The organism is Bradyrhizobium sp. AZCC 2262, assembly GCF_036924535.1.
GTDB lineage: Bacteria > Pseudomonadota > Alphaproteobacteria > Rhizobiales > Xanthobacteraceae > Bradyrhizobium.
This window is the reverse complement of sequence record NZ_JAZHRT010000001.1, coordinates 1,469,373-1,489,164: the sequence shown is the minus strand read 5'-3', so window position 1 is coordinate 1,489,164 and position 19,792 is coordinate 1,469,373. Positions and strand designations below refer to the sequence as shown.

The window sequence follows — 19,792 nt, the reverse complement described above, 5'->3', positions numbered from 1 at the left end:
AATTCTCGTTCAATCACCAACGCCGCAGCGTACTGGATCATCCGCTTTCGCGGATGATGACACCGTCTGTTGGGGTGCAGGTTACTTCTGCGGCTGAGCCGGTGCCGTCGCAGCGCCGCCCGTCGGAACCGCGGCTTCGGCGGTCTTGGTGGACTTGCCCGGCGCTTGTTGCGCGTCGCCCTCGACGGCGGCGGAACTGACGAAGCGATCCTGCGGCTTGGAAGGCTTCGCCGCGGCCATCGGCGTCGCATTGTCCTGCAGGAACACGTCGGCGAGCGCATCGGTCGTGACGAGATTGGTCAGCCGCAGTTCACCGCGCGACAATTCGTGCAGATCTTCCCACGGCGGCACGCTGAGCGCGAGTGACAGCAAATCGCCGGTGCCACCCATGTCGAAGGTGTATTTCGTGAGCCGGCCGATGTCGCGCTGCACGATCATCAGGTCCTGCGCAGTGTAGCTGGCGGCCTTGGCGTCGTCGGCGCGATCGCCCATCCAGATCTGGTGCACGCGGACATGCGCAACCGGCGGCACGTAACGGGCCTTGCCTGACAGAAGCAGAAACACGCACATCGATTCGCAATAGGCTTCCGGCGTCACGCTCGCGCGCTCGCCGTTCGCGGTCTGCGTCCGCACTGTCGAGCCGACCGTGGTCAGCGCGCCAAGACCACGAAACTTGCGGCCGAGCGCGATGGAATCGTTGACCGAGCCGCCGCTGGAATCCAGCACGATGGTCGCGCCGGCAAGCTGGCGGCCCCTGGCGAATTCCTCGAATTCCTTCGGGCTGTCTGATGTGACGATGCCGACGGCCGAAACCCAGCCCCTGCAATCCGCCTGACACGCATTCCACTTGAAATGCATCGGCTGCTTGCGTTCTTCGAGGGTGCCTCCGGCGTGCGCCGAATTTCCCAGCGTCGTGATCGCGCCAGGCAATGCGAGACAGAGGGCGGTGGCGCCGATCAGCGCCCAGCCGCGAAATTTCAACGACCTCACAAACCTCAATTTGGTTCCTTCCCCCAAGCCCCTTCAGGGTGCAATGGCAATGGCCCCGCTTCAACGCGACATGATTCTGTCATCGACGCGCTGGCGAAACGGTAACCGTACTGACGTGTGCCGTCCATAATACCTTGGCTTGCTGCGGTGCCGCGCGGTGCGATAATTGCGAAGTGTGGCGTAAATATCTGCGCTAAATCAGTTCCTTGCTTGGGAACTCCCGCAAGACTACGTACATGGTTCAGCATGGCGCCCGCCGATCAGTCATCGTCATCCCACAAGCAATGCACGGACTGTGCCAGCACGGTCCGCCGTTTGCCGCGCAACGCAGGGCGCGCACTGATCTGGATCTACCGCCACACGCTGTCGCCCCTGGTCGGTTACAATTGCCGGCACCTGCCGACATGTTCGGTGTACGGCGACGAAGCGATCGAGCGCTTCGGCCTGTGGGGCGGCGGATGGATGACGCTGGCGCGGATCCTGCGCTGCCAGCCCTTCGGCACATCCGGCATCGACAACGTGCCGCTGACCAGGCCGCCGGGTGCGCGATGGTACTTGCCGTGGCGCTATGGTCGATGGCGCGGCGTCAACGGCTGATAGCGCGCATTGCTGATGTGCGGGAACTCGAGTTCCTCGCCCGCATTGATTGGCTGCTCCCTCAGGGAGGAAACAAACAATGCGCTGGAAAATCAGCCACCATGGTCACGATCCCCGGCTGAACGACTTGCTCGCGATCCTCGCGCTGCTCGTCCTCAGTGTCGCGGCTTGGCAATATTTCGGCACGCACTCCGAACCATCAAGCCGGGCGGCCTACATCGTCCCCAGTCAAAGCGTCCGCTGGTGAAGTCGGGCTTCTAACGCGAGAACGGCCAGAAATCTGGTAGCGGCCGCGACCCTATATACGCCCGCGGCCTGCGCGGGGGTGGCGCTGGCGGCGCCGCGGCCGATGCTGCGGCGTCGATGGCAGGCGACCCGTCGTCGGCCAGCCTCACCGACAGCAGCAAATTCGATTCAGGCGTGCGCCAGCGATAGCCGATGCCGAAATCGATCGGCTGCGCGCGCCGGAACAGCGCGGCATATGAATCCTGATAGCGTCCCGCGAATTCGTCGATCGGTCCGAGATAACGGCCGAACGGGAAGAAGCGCCATTTCTTCGTGCTGTAATAGCCAAGCGGGATTCCGGAATCGTCCTGAATGATGGTGGCGCTGTTATTGAGCAGGAAGTCGCGCACCGTGGTGAAGTTGCCGGAATGCAGCAGATAGGACGCGCTCTTGATCAGGCTGTTGGCGGGCGCGAGCGTCGCGCAGAATTTCAGGAAGCCGCTCGCCTTCACGCCGGAGTTGGAAAGGTCGGTCGAGAAGTAATACAGGGTCTTTTCCTGACCGTCACTGCCGGCAAAGATGATGCGCACGCCGCGCACGGCATTCGGTCCGGCATTTTCGCCTGCGAAATGCGCCGCGCCCTGGTCGTCCAGCGAGATCGGGCTGACGCTTCTGACGGTCATGCCCGAGCGCGCCAGGAACACGTAGAGGATCGGCAAGGTGCCGCTGATCTGTCCCGCCTGCAGATCAGTCTTCATCTGCTTGGTGATGAAGAAGCTGAAGCTCAGGATCGAACCGAGCGAGCGCTCGACATTGTAGAGCGCCGACGCAATGCCGCCGCGCGACAATCGCGAGAGGTCGGGCACCGAGCCGACCGGCTCGAGCGCACTCAGCACGTAGGTCGACGCCTTGGAATGGAAGGCGTTCGCATAGAGAAAGTCCGGGCCTGAGAACATGTAGAACATGGTCGGCTTGGGCGCCGCCAGATTGGTGTCCGCCCAGGCGCGGATCCGCGATATTTGGCGCTGCTCGAGTTTCTCGAACGCGCTGTCGAAGAATTTTGCGTGGCGTTGCCAGGCCGGGTCGTTGGTGAGCGGCGCGAGCGGCGAATCCGCCGACGGCATCATTCCGGCCAGAAATTTCGCGGTGTCGTCCACCGTTGCGGTTTGGGCATTGACGGTTGCCACGGCCGTCAGCAGCATGACGCCCGCCAGCGTCGCAATGCGCAGGGAATGCAGCATGTTCATTCGCGGCCCGCGGCGACTGCGTGGATTTGATCTGCTCGCTTGCGGAAAACGGCGTAAATCAAGAGACCTGAAAACATGATCAAAAGACTAAGGAGCGAGCGCAGCGGCTGTTCCGTCAAAAGATAGTACATCATGAAGCCGGTCACGAGCAGGAAAACCACCGGGGTTACCGGGTATCCCCAGGCGCGGTAGGGCCGCGGCAGGTCAGGATGCGTGATCCGGAGCTTGATGACCCCAAGCACGGTAAAGAACGAGCAGAACAACAAAGAGAACTGGATGAATTCGAGCACGGCCTCGAAGCTGCGCGTTAACAGCATCAGGCTCGCGACCGTGAGCTGAAACAGAATGGCGTAAGGCGGCGCGCCGCCGGTCGATCTTCGGGCGAACGGCCGCAGCACCGGAATATCCTCGCCCATCGTCATCATGACGCGCGGCCCGATCCACATCATCGCGCTGATCGAGGAGATCAGTCCGACGCAGATCATCGCGCCGACGATGCGGCCGCCGAATTCGCCGAAGATGTAGCTGCCGGAAATCCGGGCGACGTCGAGCTGGCCTGCGAGCTTGTCGATCGGCGCGGTGTGCAGGAACACCGCGTTGAGCGCGACATACAACACCAGCACGATCAGCGTTCCGATCAGCATCGCCCGCGGTACGTTGCGCTCGGGCAACCTCACCTCACCGATGATGTAGGTCGCCGCGTTCCACCCCGAGAACGAATACATCACGAAGACGAGACTGATCGCGAACGGCGCGCTGACGATATGGGTGAAGTCGGAGGCCGTCGGCGCAAACGACACTGGCTGCGCCGTGCCAATGACGAAGCCGCAGACCAGGAAGGCCACGATCAGCACCACCTTCAGGATGGTCGCGACCAGTTGAAAGGTCGAGGAGTGCCGCACGCCGGTGAGTTGCACCAGCGACACCAGCCAGACCACGCCGACCGCCAGCGCCAGCGGCGGCGCACTGGGTACGACCGACTTGCCGTACTCGCCGAATGCCATGGCGGCCAGGGCTACGGGTGCGGCGAAGCCGACGGTTGCCGATACCCAGCCCGCCACAAAGCCGAAGGCCGGGTGATAGGCCCGGCCGAGGAAGTTGTACTCGCCGCTGGAGCGCGGAAACATTGCGCCGAGTTCGCCGTAGGAAAACACCCCGCACAGCGCGACGACGCCGCCGACGGTCCACAGCAACAGGATCGAAAAGCCGGAGGGGATGTCCTTGACCTGAAAGCCGAGGCTGGTGAAGACGCCGACGCCGACCATGTCGGCAACGACGATGGCAACCGCCACCAGGACCGAAACGGTTGAACCGCTGCCGGAGCGCGCGCCGGGCCAAGCCGGGCTTCCCGTTTCTAATGCCGCCATCTCGGACCCACCTTCAAGCGCCCGCAGCCGAGAGCTGCATCGTGCAGGGTGACGCCCCTCAATTCAAGCAATGTTAACAAGGGTTTAAATTGAGACACAAAAAAGGTTTCATGATACCGAGAACGGCCACCGTGCCATTACTGGATTGCGAAAACATCGTGACGGTCCCACAATCGCGACACGATTGGGTGGTCTCCTCCAGCTTCCGGACGTGGGGAGTTTTTCCGGACGCTAAACGTCGCCCGTGTGCAAGCTTGACCTCGGTTGACGGTGGATCTTGGGACATTGGGGTGGATGGTCGGAGCTGATCCGAAATTCCAGACAATTGGTCGCGCCATCCGATCGGCGTTGTCGGCCGTGCCGCTTCGCGCCCTGCCTCTTCAATGGCACTGGCTTGCGATGGCCGCGCTGTGCGTGCCGCTTTCCTTTGTCCTGGTTCAATGCGGCAAGGCGCCGAACGCTGAAATGCTGGCGGCGAACACAGATGGCGCTAAATCCCGGGCCGATTCCCGGACTTCGATCGATACGTTCGAGGACCGTTTCCCTCAGCCGCAATTCGCTGACCGTTTCCCGACCGCCAATGAAAGCCTGCCGCAGTTCCAGCGCCAGGTCGCGCTGGCGCCTCAGCCGCCGCGCACGGTGCGTACCGAGCCCGTGCGGGTCGCCTCGCTCACGCCGACGCTGATGCTACCCCGCACCGAGCGCGAAGAATTGACCACGCTGGTCAGCATGAAGTCCTCGGCCTTCCCCTATTTCGGCGCCAATCCGCGCTCCGAAGAACCGTTCCTCAACATCTCCAAGGGCGACCGCAAGGGCCACCGCAGCTATGGCGGCCGGGTCTATTGGCAGGACGAGACCTACAACGACAGCCGCGTGCTGGTGCATGTCCCCGAGACGTTCGACGTCAGGAAGCCGGGCGTGATCGTGGTGTTCTTCCACGGCAACGGCGCGACGCTGGAGCGCGACGTCCGCGACCGGCAACTGGTACCGCAGCAGATCTCGGATTCCGGCGTCAACGCCGTGCTGCTCGCGCCCCAGCTCGCGGTCAACGCCGCCGATTCCTCGGCCGGCAAATTCTGGCAGCCGGGCGGCTTCAAGCGCTTCATCGATGAGTCGGCGAGCCACCTCGCCCGCCTCTACGGCGATCCGAAGTCGGCGCAGGCATTCGCGAACCTGCCGATCGTGATCGTCGGCTATAGCGGCGGCTTCCTGCCGACCGCCTGGAGTCTCGAGGTCGGTGGCGTCCCCAACCGGGTCCGCGGCGTGTTCCTGCTCGACGCCGTCTACGGCGAACTCGACAAGTTCGCGTCCTGGATCGAGAAAAACCGCACCGGCTTCTTCGTCTCTTCGTATACCCGCTACACCAAGCGGCACGACCAGGAACTGATGCAGATGCTCCGCGACAGGGGCATCACGGTCACCGAGAGCATGAACGCGCCGCTGCGGCCCGGAAGCGTTGTGTTCGTGCAGACGCCCGACGGCGTCACCCATCGCGATTATGTCACGCAGGCCTGGACCGAGCATCCGGTCAAGGACGTGCTGGTCAAGATGGCGGCAACGCCCACTTTGACCCGGGTCGCCAGCGCGCCGGCAGCGAGCCGGTAAAACGGTCAGGCGTCTTGCCTGACCTGCAGCACAATCCGCCCCATCGCGCTCCTGTTCGCCACCAGACCCATCGCTTCACCGGCACGCTGGAGCGCAAGCACCCGATCGACCTGCGGGCGGAGCTTGCCCTCGCCGACCCATGCCATGACCCGCTCCGCCGCGCGGGCAGCTTCATCCGGGTAACGCTCCATCCAGGTGCCGACGAACACGCCGACGACCGAATAGTTCTTGAGCAAAGGCAGATTCATGGCGAGCGATGGAATCTCGCCGCTGGTGAAGCCGATCGGAAGCAGCCGACCGTTCCAGCCCATAAACCTCGCGAGCGTCGCGAAGAGTGCGCCGCCGACATTGTCAACGCAGATGTCGAGACCCTTTCCTGCAAGGGCCTTCACACGTTCACGCACGTCTTCACACGAATGGTCGACGACCTCGGCGGCGCCATGCGTGCGGACCAGGGCTGCCTTCGCAGCGCCGCCGACAACGGCAATGACCCGCGCGCCCATCAAATGCGCGATCTCGACACAGGCGAGGCCCACGCCGCCGGCGGCCCCCGTCACGAGCACCGTCTCACCGGCCTGCAGCCGCGCCCGCTCAATCAGTGCATACCAGGCCGTGAGATAGGTGTGCATCACCGTCGACCCCACGGTGAAATCAACGTTGGCCGGCAGCATGGCGGCGCTGCTCTCTTTGGCGACCATGCGCTCCGCAAATGCACCGAACCAGTTGCCGCAACTGACCCGGTCTCCGGGTCGGAAGCGCGTAACCCGGTCGCCGCAGGCCAGCACGATTCCGGCAGCATCCGTTCCCGGCACATAGGGAAGCGCCGGCCGCATCTGATAGCCGCCGCAGCTCATCAGGTAGTCCATGTAGCTGACGGACGCGGCATGGACATCAACGAGAACCTCGTTGGCTGCCGGGCGCGGTTCGTCGACCTCGGTGAACCCAAGGGCTTCGATGCCTTTAAAGGCGTTGCAAAGAATGGCGCGCATCTCAGCCTCCGTGACGCGTTTCTGACGCGACGGAGTCGCCGCCGAAGAGACGCGGCAAGAGCATCGGAACGCGCCGGCGATACTGCTCGTAGCTCGCGCCGAACGCGGCAACGAGGTCTCGCTCCTCCAACCTGACGCCGACAAGGATGTAGGCGGTGCTCATAACGGCGAACAACAGATGTCCCGCCGTCATGTGCGGGGCCGCCCAGAACGCGAGCAGCATGCCCAGCATCAGCGGGTGACGCACCAGCCGGTACAGCAGCGGCGTCTTGAACGCCTGCATGCGACCGGCGGCTCCGCGCAGCGCGTCGACGACCTGGCGCACGCCGAACAGCTCAAAATGATCGATCTGAAATGTCGAAAGCAGCGCGATCAGCCAGCCCATCCAGAAGACCGCCGTGAGCATCGCTGCCGGCCAGCCCTCGACGCGCCAGACGGTCGCGGCGATCGGGCGCCACTGCCAGAATGTCAGGATCAACAGAGCGCTCGAGATCAGCACATAGGTGCTGCGCTCGCACGAAGCCGGGATGATGCGCGTCCACCAGCGCTTGAAGGCCGGGCGCGCCGTGACGCTGTGCTGGATCGCGAACAGGCCGAGCAAAATCGCGTCGATCACGACCGCGTGCGCGGGAGCGCTGTCCGCTCCGACGTCGATCGTCTTCGGGACGAGGAAATTGCCGAGGAAGGCCGGCGTGTAGGCAAATGAAAGCGAGAAGATGAGATAGCTCGCGAGGCCATAAACGAGGGCGGCGGCGTGTCCAATCATGACGTTTCTCCAAAGGGTGACGGTGTATTCCGCCCGGTGCTATCATCGCAGCGTCCCCTCAGCGTCCCCGGGGCGCCACCGCGTCCCCGGAACGCCACCGCGTTCCCGGACGCCAGCACTGAAGATCGCATCGCCATGGCTTCGTTCAGCGTCCGGACGCTCGGGTTCCCGGAGATCCGTTGTGATGACCGCCTGTACCCGTTGGCGTTGCGCAAGGGCCTCGCGCTGTTGGTCTATTTGGCCGAAGCCAAGGGCCCGGTCGGGCGCGATGTGATCGCAACCATGCTGTGGCCGGAAAGCCCGGCGGACGTGGTAAGGGCACGGCTGCGCCGGCTGCTGCATCGCCTTCAGCTCGCGCTCGGCGATGTACTCGCCTCCGACAGATCCACGGTCCGGCTGTCGGCGGCACTCGATCTGAAAATCGATTCACGCCTGTTCGAAGAGGCTTGCGACCGCGGCGCGTTCGAGCGTGCCAGCGCTCTCTATCAAGCCGACTTTCTCGACGGCTTCTCGCCCGGCGACTGTCCGCAATTCGACGAGTGGGCGTTCTTCCGCAGGGAGGCCCTGCGCGGCCGCGCGATCCAGGCGCTCGAGCGGGTGGTGCAGGAGAAGCAAGCGGCGGGCGACTACGCATCCGCTGCCGCGCATGCCGGCCGCCTGGTGGCGCTCGATCAGCTCAGCGAAATCTATGCACGCCATCTGATTCGCAACCTGATGCTGGGCGGCGATCGGGCCGCAGCCGAGCGCCAGCTCAAGGCGCTGACACAGCGTTTGCGCGACGAACTCGACGTGGCGCCCGAACCCGAGACGAACGCGCTGCTCGAAGCCGATGCCGAGGCGCCGCCGCCGACTCAATATGTCAGCGGCGGCAGCGTGCATCTCGCATTCCAGACCTACGGCAAAGGGTACACCGATATCCTGATGCTGCCCGGCTTCGTGTCCCATGTCGAACGCGTCTGGGAGGACGCAGGGTGCCGGGCGTTCCTGTCTTCGCTGGCGGAGATGGGCCGTCTCATTCTGCTCGATCGCCGTGGCGTCGGCCTTTCCGACCGGGTCGGGTTCAGCCCCAGTGCAGAGGCGACCGCACAGGACATCCGCACCGTGCTCGATGCGGCGGGCTCGCGCCGGATCGTGCTGTTCGGCGCATCCGAAGGCGGACCGGCCTGCATCAGGTTCGCAGCCGAACATTCCGACCGCGTCGCGGGGCTGATCCTGTTCGACTCGCTCGCGAAAGGAAGCTTTGCACATGACTATCCGCATGCGTTACACGCCGTTCAATATGATGCGTGGCTACAGCAGCTCGTGTCGGCTTGGGGCGGGCCTGCGGGAATCGAGACGTTTGCACCGAGTCTCGCCGGCGACGCCAAAACGAGAGCCTGGTGGGCCGGCCTGCTCCGTGCGGCCTCAAGCCCGGGCGCCATCAAGGGGGTGCTCGAGGCCCTGCGCGATACGGATGTGCGGCATCTTCTCAAGCGGATTGCCGTTCCGACGCTGGTGCTGCACCGCCGCGGCGACCGCGCCGTCCGCATCGGCGCCGGAAGACATCTTGCCGACCACATCCCGCAGGCGCGTTTCGTCGAGCTCGACGGCGCCGATCACTGGGCCTTCGCCGGTGACCGGCAAGCGGTGCTGGACCACATCAGGCAGTTCGTCGGCGATCTAGCGAAGTGACCGGCCGACATCACTTCGCCGAAGTCGCGGGAACAGCGGAAACCGGCGGAATTGCGGGAGCTGCGTTGAGACTGGAAGACGTCGCCGCTGGCCGGGTGGTGTTTGCCGGGCATGACGACAGGAGCTGCGTCCATGACTTCCCGAGCCCAAGCGTATCGATGTCGAACGTCGCGAGCTTGGTCTTGCCTTCCGCGTCGCGCGTACCCTCGCCCATCTGCAGGCTGGAAGCAGTGAGCATTGCCTGCATGGCATCGGGCGCGACGATATCGCTCCACACCTCGAATTTGCCGACACGCGCTGGATATCTTCCAAAGGCGACGGACTTGTCCGATCCCGCCGTCAACATCATCGTCTTGAGGCCGCCATCGCCCTGGTCGGATTCCCGCACGAACATCAACCGGGCGCGATCCTTGTTCTCGCAGAACAGCCGCCACTCCATCGTTCGGAACGAGGCGCCGTCGCTCTGTTTTGCCGCGGCGATCTTGCGGACATACGGGCGCGATGCGGCTTCGAGCGTCCACGCCGTTTCGGGCAAGGGGCGTGTATCGATGCCGAAGCGATAGAGTTCGGCCCGCGTGAGGACATGCAAGTTCTCGAATTTCACCGTCTTGATGAGATCGTCCAGCTCACGGCTGATGCCCATGGAAACGACAAAGGCGGCGCGCTCGCGGTCGGCCCTCGCCATGCCGCGCTGCTTGAAATCGGCAATCTGCTGCGCCGAGAATGACCCGCGCACGAGCAGCGTGAGCCGGGAGTTATGTACGGCGATCGCGGCATCGGGCGCGACTTCGCGGGTCGTGGCGCCGAGAAACAGATAGCTGCAGGCCGAATTGCACATGGCGTTACGGGTCGTGAGCTCGGCCTCGACCTCCCCGCCCGCCGTCTTGATCTTGAGACAGGCCGCGTCGACCTGGGTTCCTCCGGCGCAGGCGGTTGCAATGGTGCGTCCAATCCGGGCAACGGCCTTCCTGCTGCGCAGCAGGCGGGCGATGACATAGGATGGCCTGACCGCGCCGCCCGGCGAATGAAAATAGATCGGCCGCTTGCTGTCCTTGACGTCGCGCAGAAAGCGGTCAACGCGCGCGGCCGCGCCCTCGTCGACCTGGCCTTCGACCGCGATCCAGTGATCGCAACCCGGACCGCATGAATTGGCTGGGCCCCTGGCATTGTAAATGATCAGCTTGGGCGGAAATCCGGCCTTTTCGGCCGGCGTTTCGGCACGCACCTCGCCGTGAGCCAGCAGCAGGGCTGCGAGAAGGAGAAGGCGAAGCATCATTGGGCCGGAACGATTTTGGCGAATGGAGCAATGGCGCCAAGGTTAGTCAATGCCCAGTGATGCCGCAACCCTTGGTCGCGATGCTGGCGGGTCGTGCGCACCCAAAATCGGGAGACGTCCCGCATTTGCATCATGGTTGGCGAGCACGCCAACCATCGCCGTCGACAGGATGCCGCGAGGCCAGCCACGGCGTCACCGGTGAGCCGACGCCGAACATGATCGCCCCGAAGGTGGTTAGAAGGCAGCGGAGCGAATTGAGACATCGAGACCGGAAGATAATTCGGGCAGCATTCCTGCCGTGTCCATGGCGTTCCATGCCCGCCACAACCCTTGCGCTCAATCAATCTGTTTGCAATTCTTCAACCTGCGCGGGCAGGAAAATGATAATGACTTCACAAAAAAAGGCAGTTCCGTTCGACGTTGAGGCGCTGGAGAAATCGCTCAACGATTCAGCGACGCGCGTATCGACAATTTGGATCAGTTTCCTGGTTTTTTCACTGTACTTGCTGATAGCGGCAACAACGATTGAACACCGTCAGCTGCTTCTGTCCGAACCGATCAAGCTACCAGTGCTAAATGTTGACCTTCCGTTGTGGGGCTTCTTTTTCCTCGCGCCAATATTATTCGTCCTCTTTCATTTCTATGTGTTGTTGCAGGTCCTGCTACTTGCTCGCACAGCGCTGAGCTACAACACGGCCATCGATCAAGCGATACCCTCGCCGACTGCCAATGCGATGATGCGGCAAAGGCTAGCGAACACACTATTCGCCCAAATGTTTGCCGGTTCACCTCGCGAACGTACTGGTTGGCTCGGACGTTCGCTGAAAGCCATGGCCTGGATCACGCTTGTCATATCTCCAATCATTATCCTTATCGCATTCTTGATCGCCTTTTTGCCATATCATAGCCACTCTGCCACGTGGGTTCACCGGCTGCTTATCCTGATCGAGTTGGCTGTTGCTTTCCTGTTTTGGCCACTTGTACTGAACGCTCAACGCGATTTTGACTGGGCCCTGCTGAAACACAAACTTCGGCAACTTACGGGCCTGCCAAGAAGGATTACTGGCTTTCTGCTGTGGCCGCTTCTGCAAAAAAGGCCATGGCCACTCGTCCCGAAGGGCGCAAGAATTTTCGACTGGCCGATACCGCAACAAAGAAGAGAGTTACGTCGCCTCGGCCACGTCATGTTTCAACTGCTGGCCTTATTCTGTGTTGTGTTGACTCTTTTGTTCGCGACCTTCCCCGGCGAACAATACGCTAACCTCCCAAATGGAAGAGAAATCACTGGCGTAAGCTGCGAACGGGGGTTCACCAAGCGATTCGACAGATTAGATGTAACGCGCGCGAACTTCGTCGACGGCAAGGAACTACCGAGGATCGAAAAGGACATCGTTGATCGAGGACTGTACACTTACCAGAGCGAACGCACCAGAATTCTGCGTGAGCGAAATTTGGACTGCGCGATATTTGCGTTTGCGGACCTTCGTTATGTCGATTTTTCTGACACGAGCTTGGTCGGAGCGACATTCGACAATGCAAGCATTCAAGGCGCTTCCTTCGAAGGCAGCCGCCTAGGCAATGCTACGTTCAACAGCGCCAAACTTCAGGGCAGCTACTTCAAGGGATCGCAGCTACAGGAGGCCTCTCTCAGATCCGCCGCCCTTCAAGGATCGATTTTTGAGAACGCGAAGCTTCAAGGGGCAGTTCTGAACGCAGCGAAGCTACAAGGCGCCAATTTGCGAAATGCGCAGCTTCAGGGAGCATCGATGAGGGGTGTACAGTTGCAAGGCGCAGACCTTTTCGGTTCGCAACTACGGGGAGCCGTGTTGACTGACGCCCAACTGCAAGGGGCTTCGCTATGGGCAGCTCTATTGGAAGGCGCCTCGTTGAACCAAGCGTCACTCCAAGGAGCAAACCTGCAAGACAGTTTGCTAACCTCCGCTGAGATGTCCGGCATATACATTTGGAGATCACGGAACGTGAAGTGCATGGAGGGCCATGTCAGCAATCAAGTACCCGACAAAGGTATTGTCATAAGATCGCCTCCTTTCTTTAGGGCCAGATCAAATCTGACGACAACCGAGGCAATAGAGGACTATATAGACAATAGTGTGAGTGAAATCAGAGATGCGACGGTTCGAAAGGCAACGCACGAACGAATGCATTCAGGGCTATTGGGGAAACTTAATGAGGACGCGGCGACGAAGGCTGAACAGCAATGGCGCGATTGCGAAGCAGCGACAAAGGCTGTCGCTACAAGCTTTAATGACCGACGCGCGAAATTGCTCATCAAGTTGATTTGTGAAAGCAAAGAGAACAGTTCCAGCGTTGCCCGAGGTACAATTAACAACTTCCTGCAGCGAAACCCTTCGTGGTCCGACTTCTTTTTTTTAACAGACTTCAAACCATCCAGTGCCGGCGATCAAGAATTCGGCAAAATCTTTGCGAAGGCTCTACTGTCAGAAACCGTCGACGGCTGCGAGACTCTAAGGAGCTTGGATCAATCCACTGGACAAAAAATACGGAGGGTCGCCGACGGAGATGTTGGTCGTGGGGGTCACGATCCGTTTCCTATACTCTTTGACACCTTGCGAACGCCTTGAGACGGGTCATTTGCCTCAGCCGAATCCCCTGCTATACCGCTGCTTCCCGCTTACCTGCGCTCGTTCGCAGGAGTGAGCTTCAGGAGAATGACATGTCTGACCAGAACACGCCCGCATCCGGATTCCAGTTCGGCCTTGCTAATTTGAAACCGGCCGAGCCCTTGGAAAAGATCACCCTCACCTTCCCGGACGGCGCGAAGCGCGAATATCCCAAGGACATCACCGGGCTCGATCTCGCCAAGGGCATCTCGCCGTCGCTGGCCAAGCGCACGGTGGCAATGGCGCTGGATGGCGTGGTCGCCGACCTCAACGATCCGATCTCGGGCGATGCGAAGATCGAACTCATCAACCGCGACGACGCCAGAGCGCTGGAACTGATCCGGCATGACTGCGCGCATGTGCTGGCGGAGGCCGTGCAGTCGCTGTGGCCGGGCACGCAGGTCACGATCGGCCCGGTGATCGAGAACGGCTTCTACTACGACTTCTTCCGCAACGAGCCGTTCACGCCGGAAGATTTTGCGGCGATCGAAAAGCGGATGCGCGAGATCATCGCGCGCGACAAGCCCTTCACCAAGCAAGTGTGGGACCGCGAGAAGACCAAGCAGGTGTTCCGCGACAAGGGCGAGGCCTTCAAGGTCGAGCTGGTTGATGCCATTCCCGGCGACGAGCCCATAAAAATCTATTTCCAGGGCGACTGGTTCGACCTCTGCCGCGGCCCGCATATGTCTTCGACCGGCAAGGTCGGCAATGCCTTCAAGCTGATGAAGGTGGCGGGCGCCTATTGGCGCGGCGACTCGAACAACCCGATGCTGACGCGCATCTACGGCACGGCGTTTGCCAAGCAGGAAGAGCTCGACGCTTACCTCAAGCAGATCGAGGAAGCCGAGAAGCGCGACCACCGTAAGCTCGGCCGCGAACTCGACCTGTTCCATTTCCAGGAGGAAGGCCCCGGCGTGGTGTTCTGGCACCCGAAGGGCTGGACCATCTTCCAGGCGCTGATCGCCTATATGCGCCGCCGCCTGACCGGCGACTACAGCGAGGTCAACGCGCCGCAAATCCTCGACAAGGTGCTGTGGGAAACGTCCGGCCACTGGGACTGGTACCGCGAGAACATGTTCGCGGCGCAGTCGGCCGGCGACGAGGCCGAGGACAAGCGCTGGTTTGCGCTCAAGCCGATGAACTGTCCGGGCCACGTGCAGATCTTCAAGCATGGCCTCAAGAGCTACCGCGACCTGCCCTTGCGCCTTGCCGAATTCGGCGTGGTGCATCGCTACGAGCCGTCGGGCGCCATGCACGGCCTGATGCGCGTGCGCGGTTTTACCCAGGACGATGCGCACGTCTTCTGCACCGAGGCCCAGCTTGCCGACGAGTGCCTCAAGATCAACGAGCTGATCCTGTCGACCTACGCCGATTTCGGCTTCGACGGCGAACTCACGGTCAAGCTCTCGACCCGGCCGGAGAAGCGCGTCGGCACCGACGAGATGTGGGACCATGCCGAGCGTGTAATGGCGACGGTGCTCGCAGAAATTCAGGCCAGCGGCAGCAACCGCATCAAGACCGAGATCAACCCCGGCGAAGGCGCGTTCTACGGGCCGAAGTTCGAATATGTGCTGCGCGACGCCATCGGCCGCGACTGGCAATGCGGCACCACGCAGGTCGACTTCAACCTGCCGGAACGTTTTGGCGCGTTCTATATCGACGCCGACGGCTCCAAGAAGGCGCCGGTGATGGTGCACCGTGCGATCTGCGGCTCGATGGAGCGTTTCATCGGCATTTTGATCGAGCATTTCGCCGGCAATTTTCCGCTCTGGCTGGCGCCGACCCAGGTGGTGGTCACCACCATTACCTCCGAAGGCGACGAGTACGCCAAGGTGGTCGCGGCAGCCGCGCGGCGCGCAGGCTTGCGCGTCGAGATCGATTTGCGCAACGAAAAGATCAACTACAAGGTCCGCGAGCACTCGCTGGCAAAGATCCCTGCCCTGCTCGTCGTCGGCAAGAAGGAAGCCGAGACCCATTCGGTCTCCATCCGCCGGCTCGGCAGCGACGTCCAGAAGGTGATGCCGACCGACGAGGCGCTGGCTGCGCTGGTCGAGGAAGCGACGCCGCCGGACGTGAAGCGGGCGCGGATGGCTTAGGCGGCCTTATTCTGCCCGATCTTGATCAAGGACTCGGCCGGGATGCCGAGCCCTTCGTGCAATCGCCTGATCATATTGAGTGTCAGCTCGCGCCGGCGATTGAGCACTTCGTGCACGCGATTGCGGCTACCGATAAATGGAATGAGGTCGCGCGGCTGCAATCCGCTCTGTTCCATGTGGTATCTGATCGCCTCCACCGGGTCCGGCAGGTCCAGCCTGTAATTCTTCCGTTCCCAAGCCTCGACCAGCGTAACTAATACATCGAGCCGATCGCCCGCAGGTGAATTGCGCCGTGCACTCATCAGCCCCTCGATCTCCTTAAGAACGCGGCGATAGTCGCGGTGGGACTTGATCGGTGCGATATCCATGACAAAATCCTTAAATGCTCTGCGCGTCGATTGCATCATATTGCCGATGGGTGCCGACAAACCTGATGTAAACGACACGATACGGATAGTTGATCCAGACGACGATCCGATATTTGTTGCCGGCTATGTTAAACACCGCCCTTCCATCCCTGAGGATGCTGGCACTGCGGATATCTCGCTTGACGTCGGCTGGTTTGCCCCAGTCTGCCTGTTTGACCTGCCGAAACCAGGCCATCATCGGCTCGCGAGCATCGGCTACGCTCTCGCCACGGTTAAGAAACGTCTTGAGTGTGCTGAGCGCTATAACCCTCACAGGGCGACTCTAACATGGTCCCACCTTGGGACCAAGAGGTTGTTTTCGACTGTCTGGCGATTTCTCCCGATTCATGGCTGCCTCGTCCAAAGACCCCGAACTGTCTCACAATCGATCTAAAAGGGGTTTCCCCGGCTTCGTCGCCACCCTATGTCCGTGGTAGGCAACCCCTGCCTTGTCCGACGAAAGAGACCATAGTGCCCGATGCCATTGAACTCCTGAAAATCCGCCGTTCGGTCAAACCTCGCGAGATGAGCGGCCCCGGCCCCACTGCGAGCGAACTCGACACCATCCTGACTATCGGCGCGCGGGTGCCGGACCACGGCAAGCTGACGCCGTGGCGCTTCATCGTGTTCGAGGGCGGCGCCCGGGCGCGAGCCGGAGAGATCATCGCGCAGGTGTTCGCGAAGAAGAATCCGGCAGCTCCCATCGCCGACATCGAGGCCGAAAAAGGCCGGCTGATGGATGCGCCGTTGGTGATCGCCGTGGTCAGTTTCACCCGGCCGCACCCCAAGGTGCCGGCCTGGGAGCAGGAATTGTCCGCCGGCGCCAGCGCGATGAACATCGTCACCGCCGCCACTGCGCTCGGCTATGGCGCCAACTGGCTCACCGGCTGGTTCGCGTTCGACCGCGACGTGCTCGACGGGCTAGGCGTGAAGGCGGACGAAAAACTCGCCGGCTTCATCCATATCGGCACGCCGGCAAAGCCTGCCGAGGACCGCCCGCGGCCGGTGCTGTCCGATATCGTGACGCGGTTCTAGATTCCGGGGCCAACTCTACTTTGCATGGGGTTGTTTTCGCGATTTTGTCTCTGGGGCGCGGCTACCGCGCGATGACCTCGACTTCGGCGTCGACGCCGTTGACGACGTTGAAGGGCCGCTCGAACACCTTGCCTTCGTTCTTGGCAATCGCCCGGTATTCGCCTTCGGACAGCACGACGCGCGGAAATGCGCCGATCGATTCCTTGATGACGTCGCCGCCCGGCGTGATCACCGACCACGCGGTGTTGGCGAGCGCCTCGCCGCCCCGGTCGCTGACGAGTTTCAGCGTGATCACCGCCGCACGGTGGCTAACCGTCACGTCCGTCAGCTTGCCGGCCTGGACGCGGATGTCGGAGCGCACGACGGAGTTGGCGTCGCCATAGTTGGAGATGATGTAGTAGGTGCCCTCTGGCAGCAGCGCGACGTCGCCAGCGGCGACGTTGGGCACCAGCGAGGAACGCTCTGCGCCGGCGCCACCTTCGAACTGGCTGCCTTTGTAGAGCGCGAATGAAATCTGGTTCGGTGGAATCTTGCTGGAGCCGACGCGGCCCTCGATGCGCAGTCCGCCGGCTGGAAGCACGAAGGCCACCCGATCCGTCTCCGCCTTCAGGCTCACCGCACGTACCGCGCTGACCAGGCCGAGGGCGACGTGGACGACGTAACTGCCGGGCGGCAGCACGATGTTCGGGGTGGCACCGCGCTCCTCGCGGATCAGCTTGAAGGTGCCGGTGTCGTCGGGCTTGTCGGCGAACACCCGCCACACCAGCCCGCCATTGATGACCGGCAGATCCTTGCCGTAGCGCGCCGTCAGCGACAGTACCCCCTGAGTTGGAACTGGGGCCGCTGCTGGAGGCGTTGCCGGCGGGATCGTTGCGATCGATGGCGGTACAATGGTCGGCTGCGTCAATGGCGGCGGGACCGTTCCCGTCCCCGACGGCGGCGCCAGATTCATGGCGGGTGCGGTCTGGACATCCGGAACCGCGGCCGGCGGCACCGGTGGCGGGCGATCCGAGAACATCTGGGCCGAGACCGGGACCGGAAGCAGTGCGGTCAGCGCCAGGACAAGTGCCAAGGCAAGCGCCAGCGCCGGAAAAGGCCATCCGCCCCGCCCGTTTCCAACGATACTGTGACCGCCCGAAATCATGGCCATGCTTTTCACTGAAAACGCGGCAAATTCAAGCCTCCGTAGCGTAAGTTCGGTCGGCGGCGGTGGCGGAACCGGCGCCGGACACCCAAATGTTAATGCTGCGGACGTGGTCCAGTCACATTCCCCGCCCAAGCCGCATTCGCCGGCATAAACCATGCAGGCAGATCGGAATGGACGCTTCTGGCGTGGCCGCGCCGCGGCGAATACTGTTGAGGCCGCAGGAGAGTTTGCGTGTTGGATAGCTGGATGGGCCGCGGCCAAAAGGGCTCCTATGCCCAAGACAAGGTGGGGCTCGGCAGTATCCGCCGGCCGGTAATCGGGCTCGCGCTCGGCGGCGGCGCCGCACGCGGCTTTGCCCATATCGGCATCATCCGGACGCTGGTGGCCCACGGAATCAGTCCCAATGTGGTGGTCGGAACGTCGATCGGCTCCGTGGTCGGCGGCGCCTATGCCGCCGGACATCTCGACAAACTGGAAGAATGGGCGCGCAGCCTGCAGCCGCGAAGCGTCCTCTCCTATCTCGACATCCGCCTGAACGGCTCGGGGCTGATCGGCGGCGCCAGGCTTGCGGCCGAAATCGAGGGCACGCTGGGCAAGAGCCTGATCGAGGAACTACCGGTGAAATTTGCCGCTGTGGCGACCGAAGTGCGCACCGGTCACGAGATCTGGCTGACCCATGGCCCGATGGTGGATGCGATGCGCGCCTCCTATGCGCTGCCGGGAATATTCTCGCCGGTCCTGGTCGGCGACCGATGGCTCGTCGACGGCGCGCTGGTCAATCCGGTGCCGGTGTCGGCGGCACGCGCGCTCGGTGCGGAGATCGTCATCGCCGCCAATCTTTCCAGCGACGTCTTCACGCACTCCACGACAATCTATTCCCACGGCCCGACGGCGGGCGTTTCGGTATCGGTGATGCCGGAAGCGCTGCCCGAACCCGAGCCGCGCAAACGCGGCATCGGAAAATTCTTCTCCGCCGAGCGCACCATGAAGCGTGAGTTCTTCGGCGGCGGCGGACGGCCGGGCATCTCCTCGGTCATGGTCGATGCCTTCAACATCATGCAGGACCGCATCACCCGCGCACGGCTGGCGGGCGATCCGCCGGATCTGTTGATCTCGCCCCGCGTCGCCAAGATCGGTTGGTTCGATTTTCATCGGGCCGACGACCTGATCGCCCACGGCGTGCGCGCCGCCGAACGCGCCATCGAGTCGATCCAGGAGGCGATCCATATTCTGGTGCCACCGCCGGCGGGCGAAACCGAGCAGGCGGTCGAAAAGGCCGAGAAGGAATAGCGATCAGGCCGTCTTGATGTAGTCGCGCAGCGCTTCCTGCTCGGTCTCGTATTCCTGCACGCGGCGCTTGACGATGTCACCGATCGAAATCAGGCCCACCACCTTGCCGTCCTCGACCACGGGCAAATGACGGAACTTGCCGATCGTCATCATTTCCATGATCCCGGCAACGGTGTCGGACTCGCGGCAACTCACGACCTTGCGCGTCATCACCGCGCCGACCGGCTCCTCGAGCACCCTGGCGCCGCGCTCGCCCAGCACCCGGACGATGTCGCGTTCCGAAAGGATGCCCTCAAGCCGTCCCTGGTTCATCACCAGCACGGCGCCGATCTTGCGCTCGCCAAGGATCTTGATCGCCGCCGAAAGCTTGGCTTCCGGCTCGATGCTCTGGATCTGGTGGCCCTTGGTGTCGAGAATTGAACGTACCGTCATTGTCGCCTCC

Annotated in this window: 18 protein-coding genes; 8 read left to right on the top strand and 10 right to left on the bottom strand. The window is 62.4% G+C overall.

The window, feature by feature from the left end; translation table 11 throughout:
• Window positions 1–81: 81 nt before the first annotated feature.
• A complete protein-coding gene (locus V1283_RS06915; RefSeq protein ID WP_334385680.1) occupies window positions 82–999 on the bottom strand; it encodes a hypothetical protein in 918 nt (305 codons plus the stop codon).
• 237 nt (window positions 1,000–1,236) lie between these two features.
• Between V1283_RS06915 and yidD the strand changes: the two genes are divergently transcribed.
• Window positions 1,237–1,587, top strand: a complete 351-nt coding sequence (yidD, locus tag V1283_RS06910; RefSeq protein ID WP_334385679.1) for a membrane protein insertion efficiency factor YidD — start codon at window positions 1,237–1,239, stop codon at window positions 1,585–1,587.
• A gap of 79 nt (window positions 1,588–1,666) precedes the next feature.
• Window positions 1,667–1,834 (top strand): hypothetical protein, encoded by a 168-nt coding sequence (locus V1283_RS06905; RefSeq protein ID WP_334385678.1) that lies wholly within the window; start codon window positions 1,667–1,669, stop codon window positions 1,832–1,834.
• A gap of 10 nt (window positions 1,835–1,844) precedes the next feature.
• Here V1283_RS06905 and V1283_RS06900 read toward each other — a convergent pair whose 3' ends face one another.
• On the bottom strand, window positions 1,845–3,053 hold the full coding sequence (locus tag V1283_RS06900) for a hypothetical protein (RefSeq protein WP_334385677.1): 1,209 nt from the start codon (window positions 3,051–3,053) through the stop codon (window positions 1,845–1,847).
• 2 nt (window positions 3,054–3,055) lie between these two features.
• A complete protein-coding gene (locus tag V1283_RS06895) occupies window positions 3,056–4,426 on the bottom strand; it encodes an APC family permease (protein ID WP_334385675.1) in 1,371 nt (456 codons plus the stop codon).
• A gap of 294 nt (window positions 4,427–4,720) precedes the next feature.
• Here V1283_RS06895 and V1283_RS06890 point away from each other — a divergent pair, with 294 nt between their 5' ends.
• Window positions 4,721–6,031 carry an alpha/beta hydrolase gene (locus V1283_RS06890; protein WP_334385674.1) on the top strand — a complete coding sequence of 437 codons (1,311 nt, stop codon included), beginning with the start codon at window positions 4,721–4,723 and terminating at the stop codon, window positions 6,029–6,031.
• A 5-nt stretch (window positions 6,032–6,036) separates the two neighbouring features.
• Here the strand turns inward: V1283_RS06890 and V1283_RS06885 are convergent, their stop codons facing one another.
• Window positions 6,037–7,020 (bottom strand): NADPH:quinone oxidoreductase family protein, encoded by a 984-nt coding sequence (locus V1283_RS06885; RefSeq protein WP_334385673.1) that lies wholly within the window; start codon window positions 7,018–7,020, stop codon window positions 6,037–6,039.
• Between the two features lies 1 nt (window position 7,021).
• The gene (mddA, locus tag V1283_RS06880; protein ID WP_334385672.1) at window positions 7,022–7,786 is read right to left on the bottom strand and encodes a methanethiol S-methyltransferase; all 765 of its coding nucleotides are present in this window, start codon (window positions 7,784–7,786) and stop codon (window positions 7,022–7,024) included.
• A 135-nt stretch (window positions 7,787–7,921) separates the two neighbouring features.
• On the opposite strand from mddA, the gene V1283_RS06875 reads away from it, so the two are divergent.
• On the top strand, window positions 7,922–9,457 hold the full coding sequence (locus tag V1283_RS06875; RefSeq protein ID WP_334385671.1) for an alpha/beta fold hydrolase: 1,536 nt from the start codon (window positions 7,922–7,924) through the stop codon (window positions 9,455–9,457).
• A gap of 10 nt (window positions 9,458–9,467) precedes the next feature.
• Here V1283_RS06875 and V1283_RS06870 read toward each other — a convergent pair whose 3' ends face one another.
• A complete protein-coding gene (locus V1283_RS06870; protein ID WP_334385670.1) occupies window positions 9,468–10,730 on the bottom strand; it encodes a hypothetical protein in 1,263 nt (420 codons plus the stop codon).
• A gap of 389 nt (window positions 10,731–11,119) precedes the next feature.
• On the opposite strand from V1283_RS06870, the gene V1283_RS06865 reads away from it, so the two are divergent.
• Window positions 11,120–13,336: a pentapeptide repeat-containing protein gene (locus V1283_RS06865; protein ID WP_334385669.1), complete on the top strand. Its 2,217-nt coding sequence runs from the start codon at window positions 11,120–11,122 to the stop codon at window positions 13,334–13,336.
• Between the two features lie 92 nt (window positions 13,337–13,428).
• Window positions 13,429–15,471 (top strand): threonine--tRNA ligase, encoded by a 2,043-nt coding sequence (gene thrS, locus V1283_RS06860; protein WP_334385668.1) that lies wholly within the window; start codon window positions 13,429–13,431, stop codon window positions 15,469–15,471.
• Here the strand turns inward: thrS and V1283_RS06855 are convergent.
• The gene (locus V1283_RS06855; protein WP_334385667.1) at window positions 15,468–15,839 is read right to left on the bottom strand and encodes a helix-turn-helix domain-containing protein; all 372 of its coding nucleotides are present in this window, start codon (window positions 15,837–15,839) and stop codon (window positions 15,468–15,470) included. The two genes, thrS and V1283_RS06855, sit on opposite strands and share 4 nt — an antisense overlap.
• Window positions 15,840–15,849: 10 nt before the next feature.
• Entirely contained in the window at window positions 15,850–16,074 is a 225-nt protein-coding gene (locus V1283_RS06850; RefSeq protein ID WP_334385665.1) for a type II toxin-antitoxin system HigB family toxin, read from the bottom strand.
• A gap of 275 nt (window positions 16,075–16,349) precedes the next feature.
• Here V1283_RS06850 and V1283_RS06845 point away from each other — a divergent pair, with 275 nt between their 5' ends.
• Window positions 16,350–16,913: a nitroreductase family protein gene (locus tag V1283_RS06845; RefSeq protein ID WP_334385664.1), complete on the top strand. Its 564-nt coding sequence runs from the start codon at window positions 16,350–16,352 to the stop codon at window positions 16,911–16,913.
• A gap of 61 nt (window positions 16,914–16,974) precedes the next feature.
• On the opposite strand, the gene V1283_RS06840 is transcribed toward V1283_RS06845, so the two are convergent.
• Entirely contained in the window at window positions 16,975–18,057 is a 1,083-nt protein-coding gene (locus V1283_RS06840; protein WP_442895844.1) for a hypothetical protein, read from the bottom strand.
• 234 nt (window positions 18,058–18,291) lie between these two features.
• On the opposite strand from V1283_RS06840, the gene V1283_RS06835 reads away from it, so the two are divergent.
• Window positions 18,292–19,350 (top strand): patatin-like phospholipase family protein, encoded by a 1,059-nt coding sequence (locus tag V1283_RS06835; RefSeq protein WP_442895708.1) that lies wholly within the window; start codon window positions 18,292–18,294, stop codon window positions 19,348–19,350.
• A gap of 3 nt (window positions 19,351–19,353) precedes the next feature.
• Here V1283_RS06835 and V1283_RS06830 read toward each other — a convergent pair whose 3' ends face one another.
• Window positions 19,354–19,782 carry a CBS domain-containing protein gene (locus V1283_RS06830; protein WP_334385663.1) on the bottom strand — a complete coding sequence of 143 codons (429 nt, stop codon included), beginning with the start codon at window positions 19,780–19,782 and terminating at the stop codon, window positions 19,354–19,356.
• Window positions 19,783–19,792: the final 10 nt, after the last annotated feature.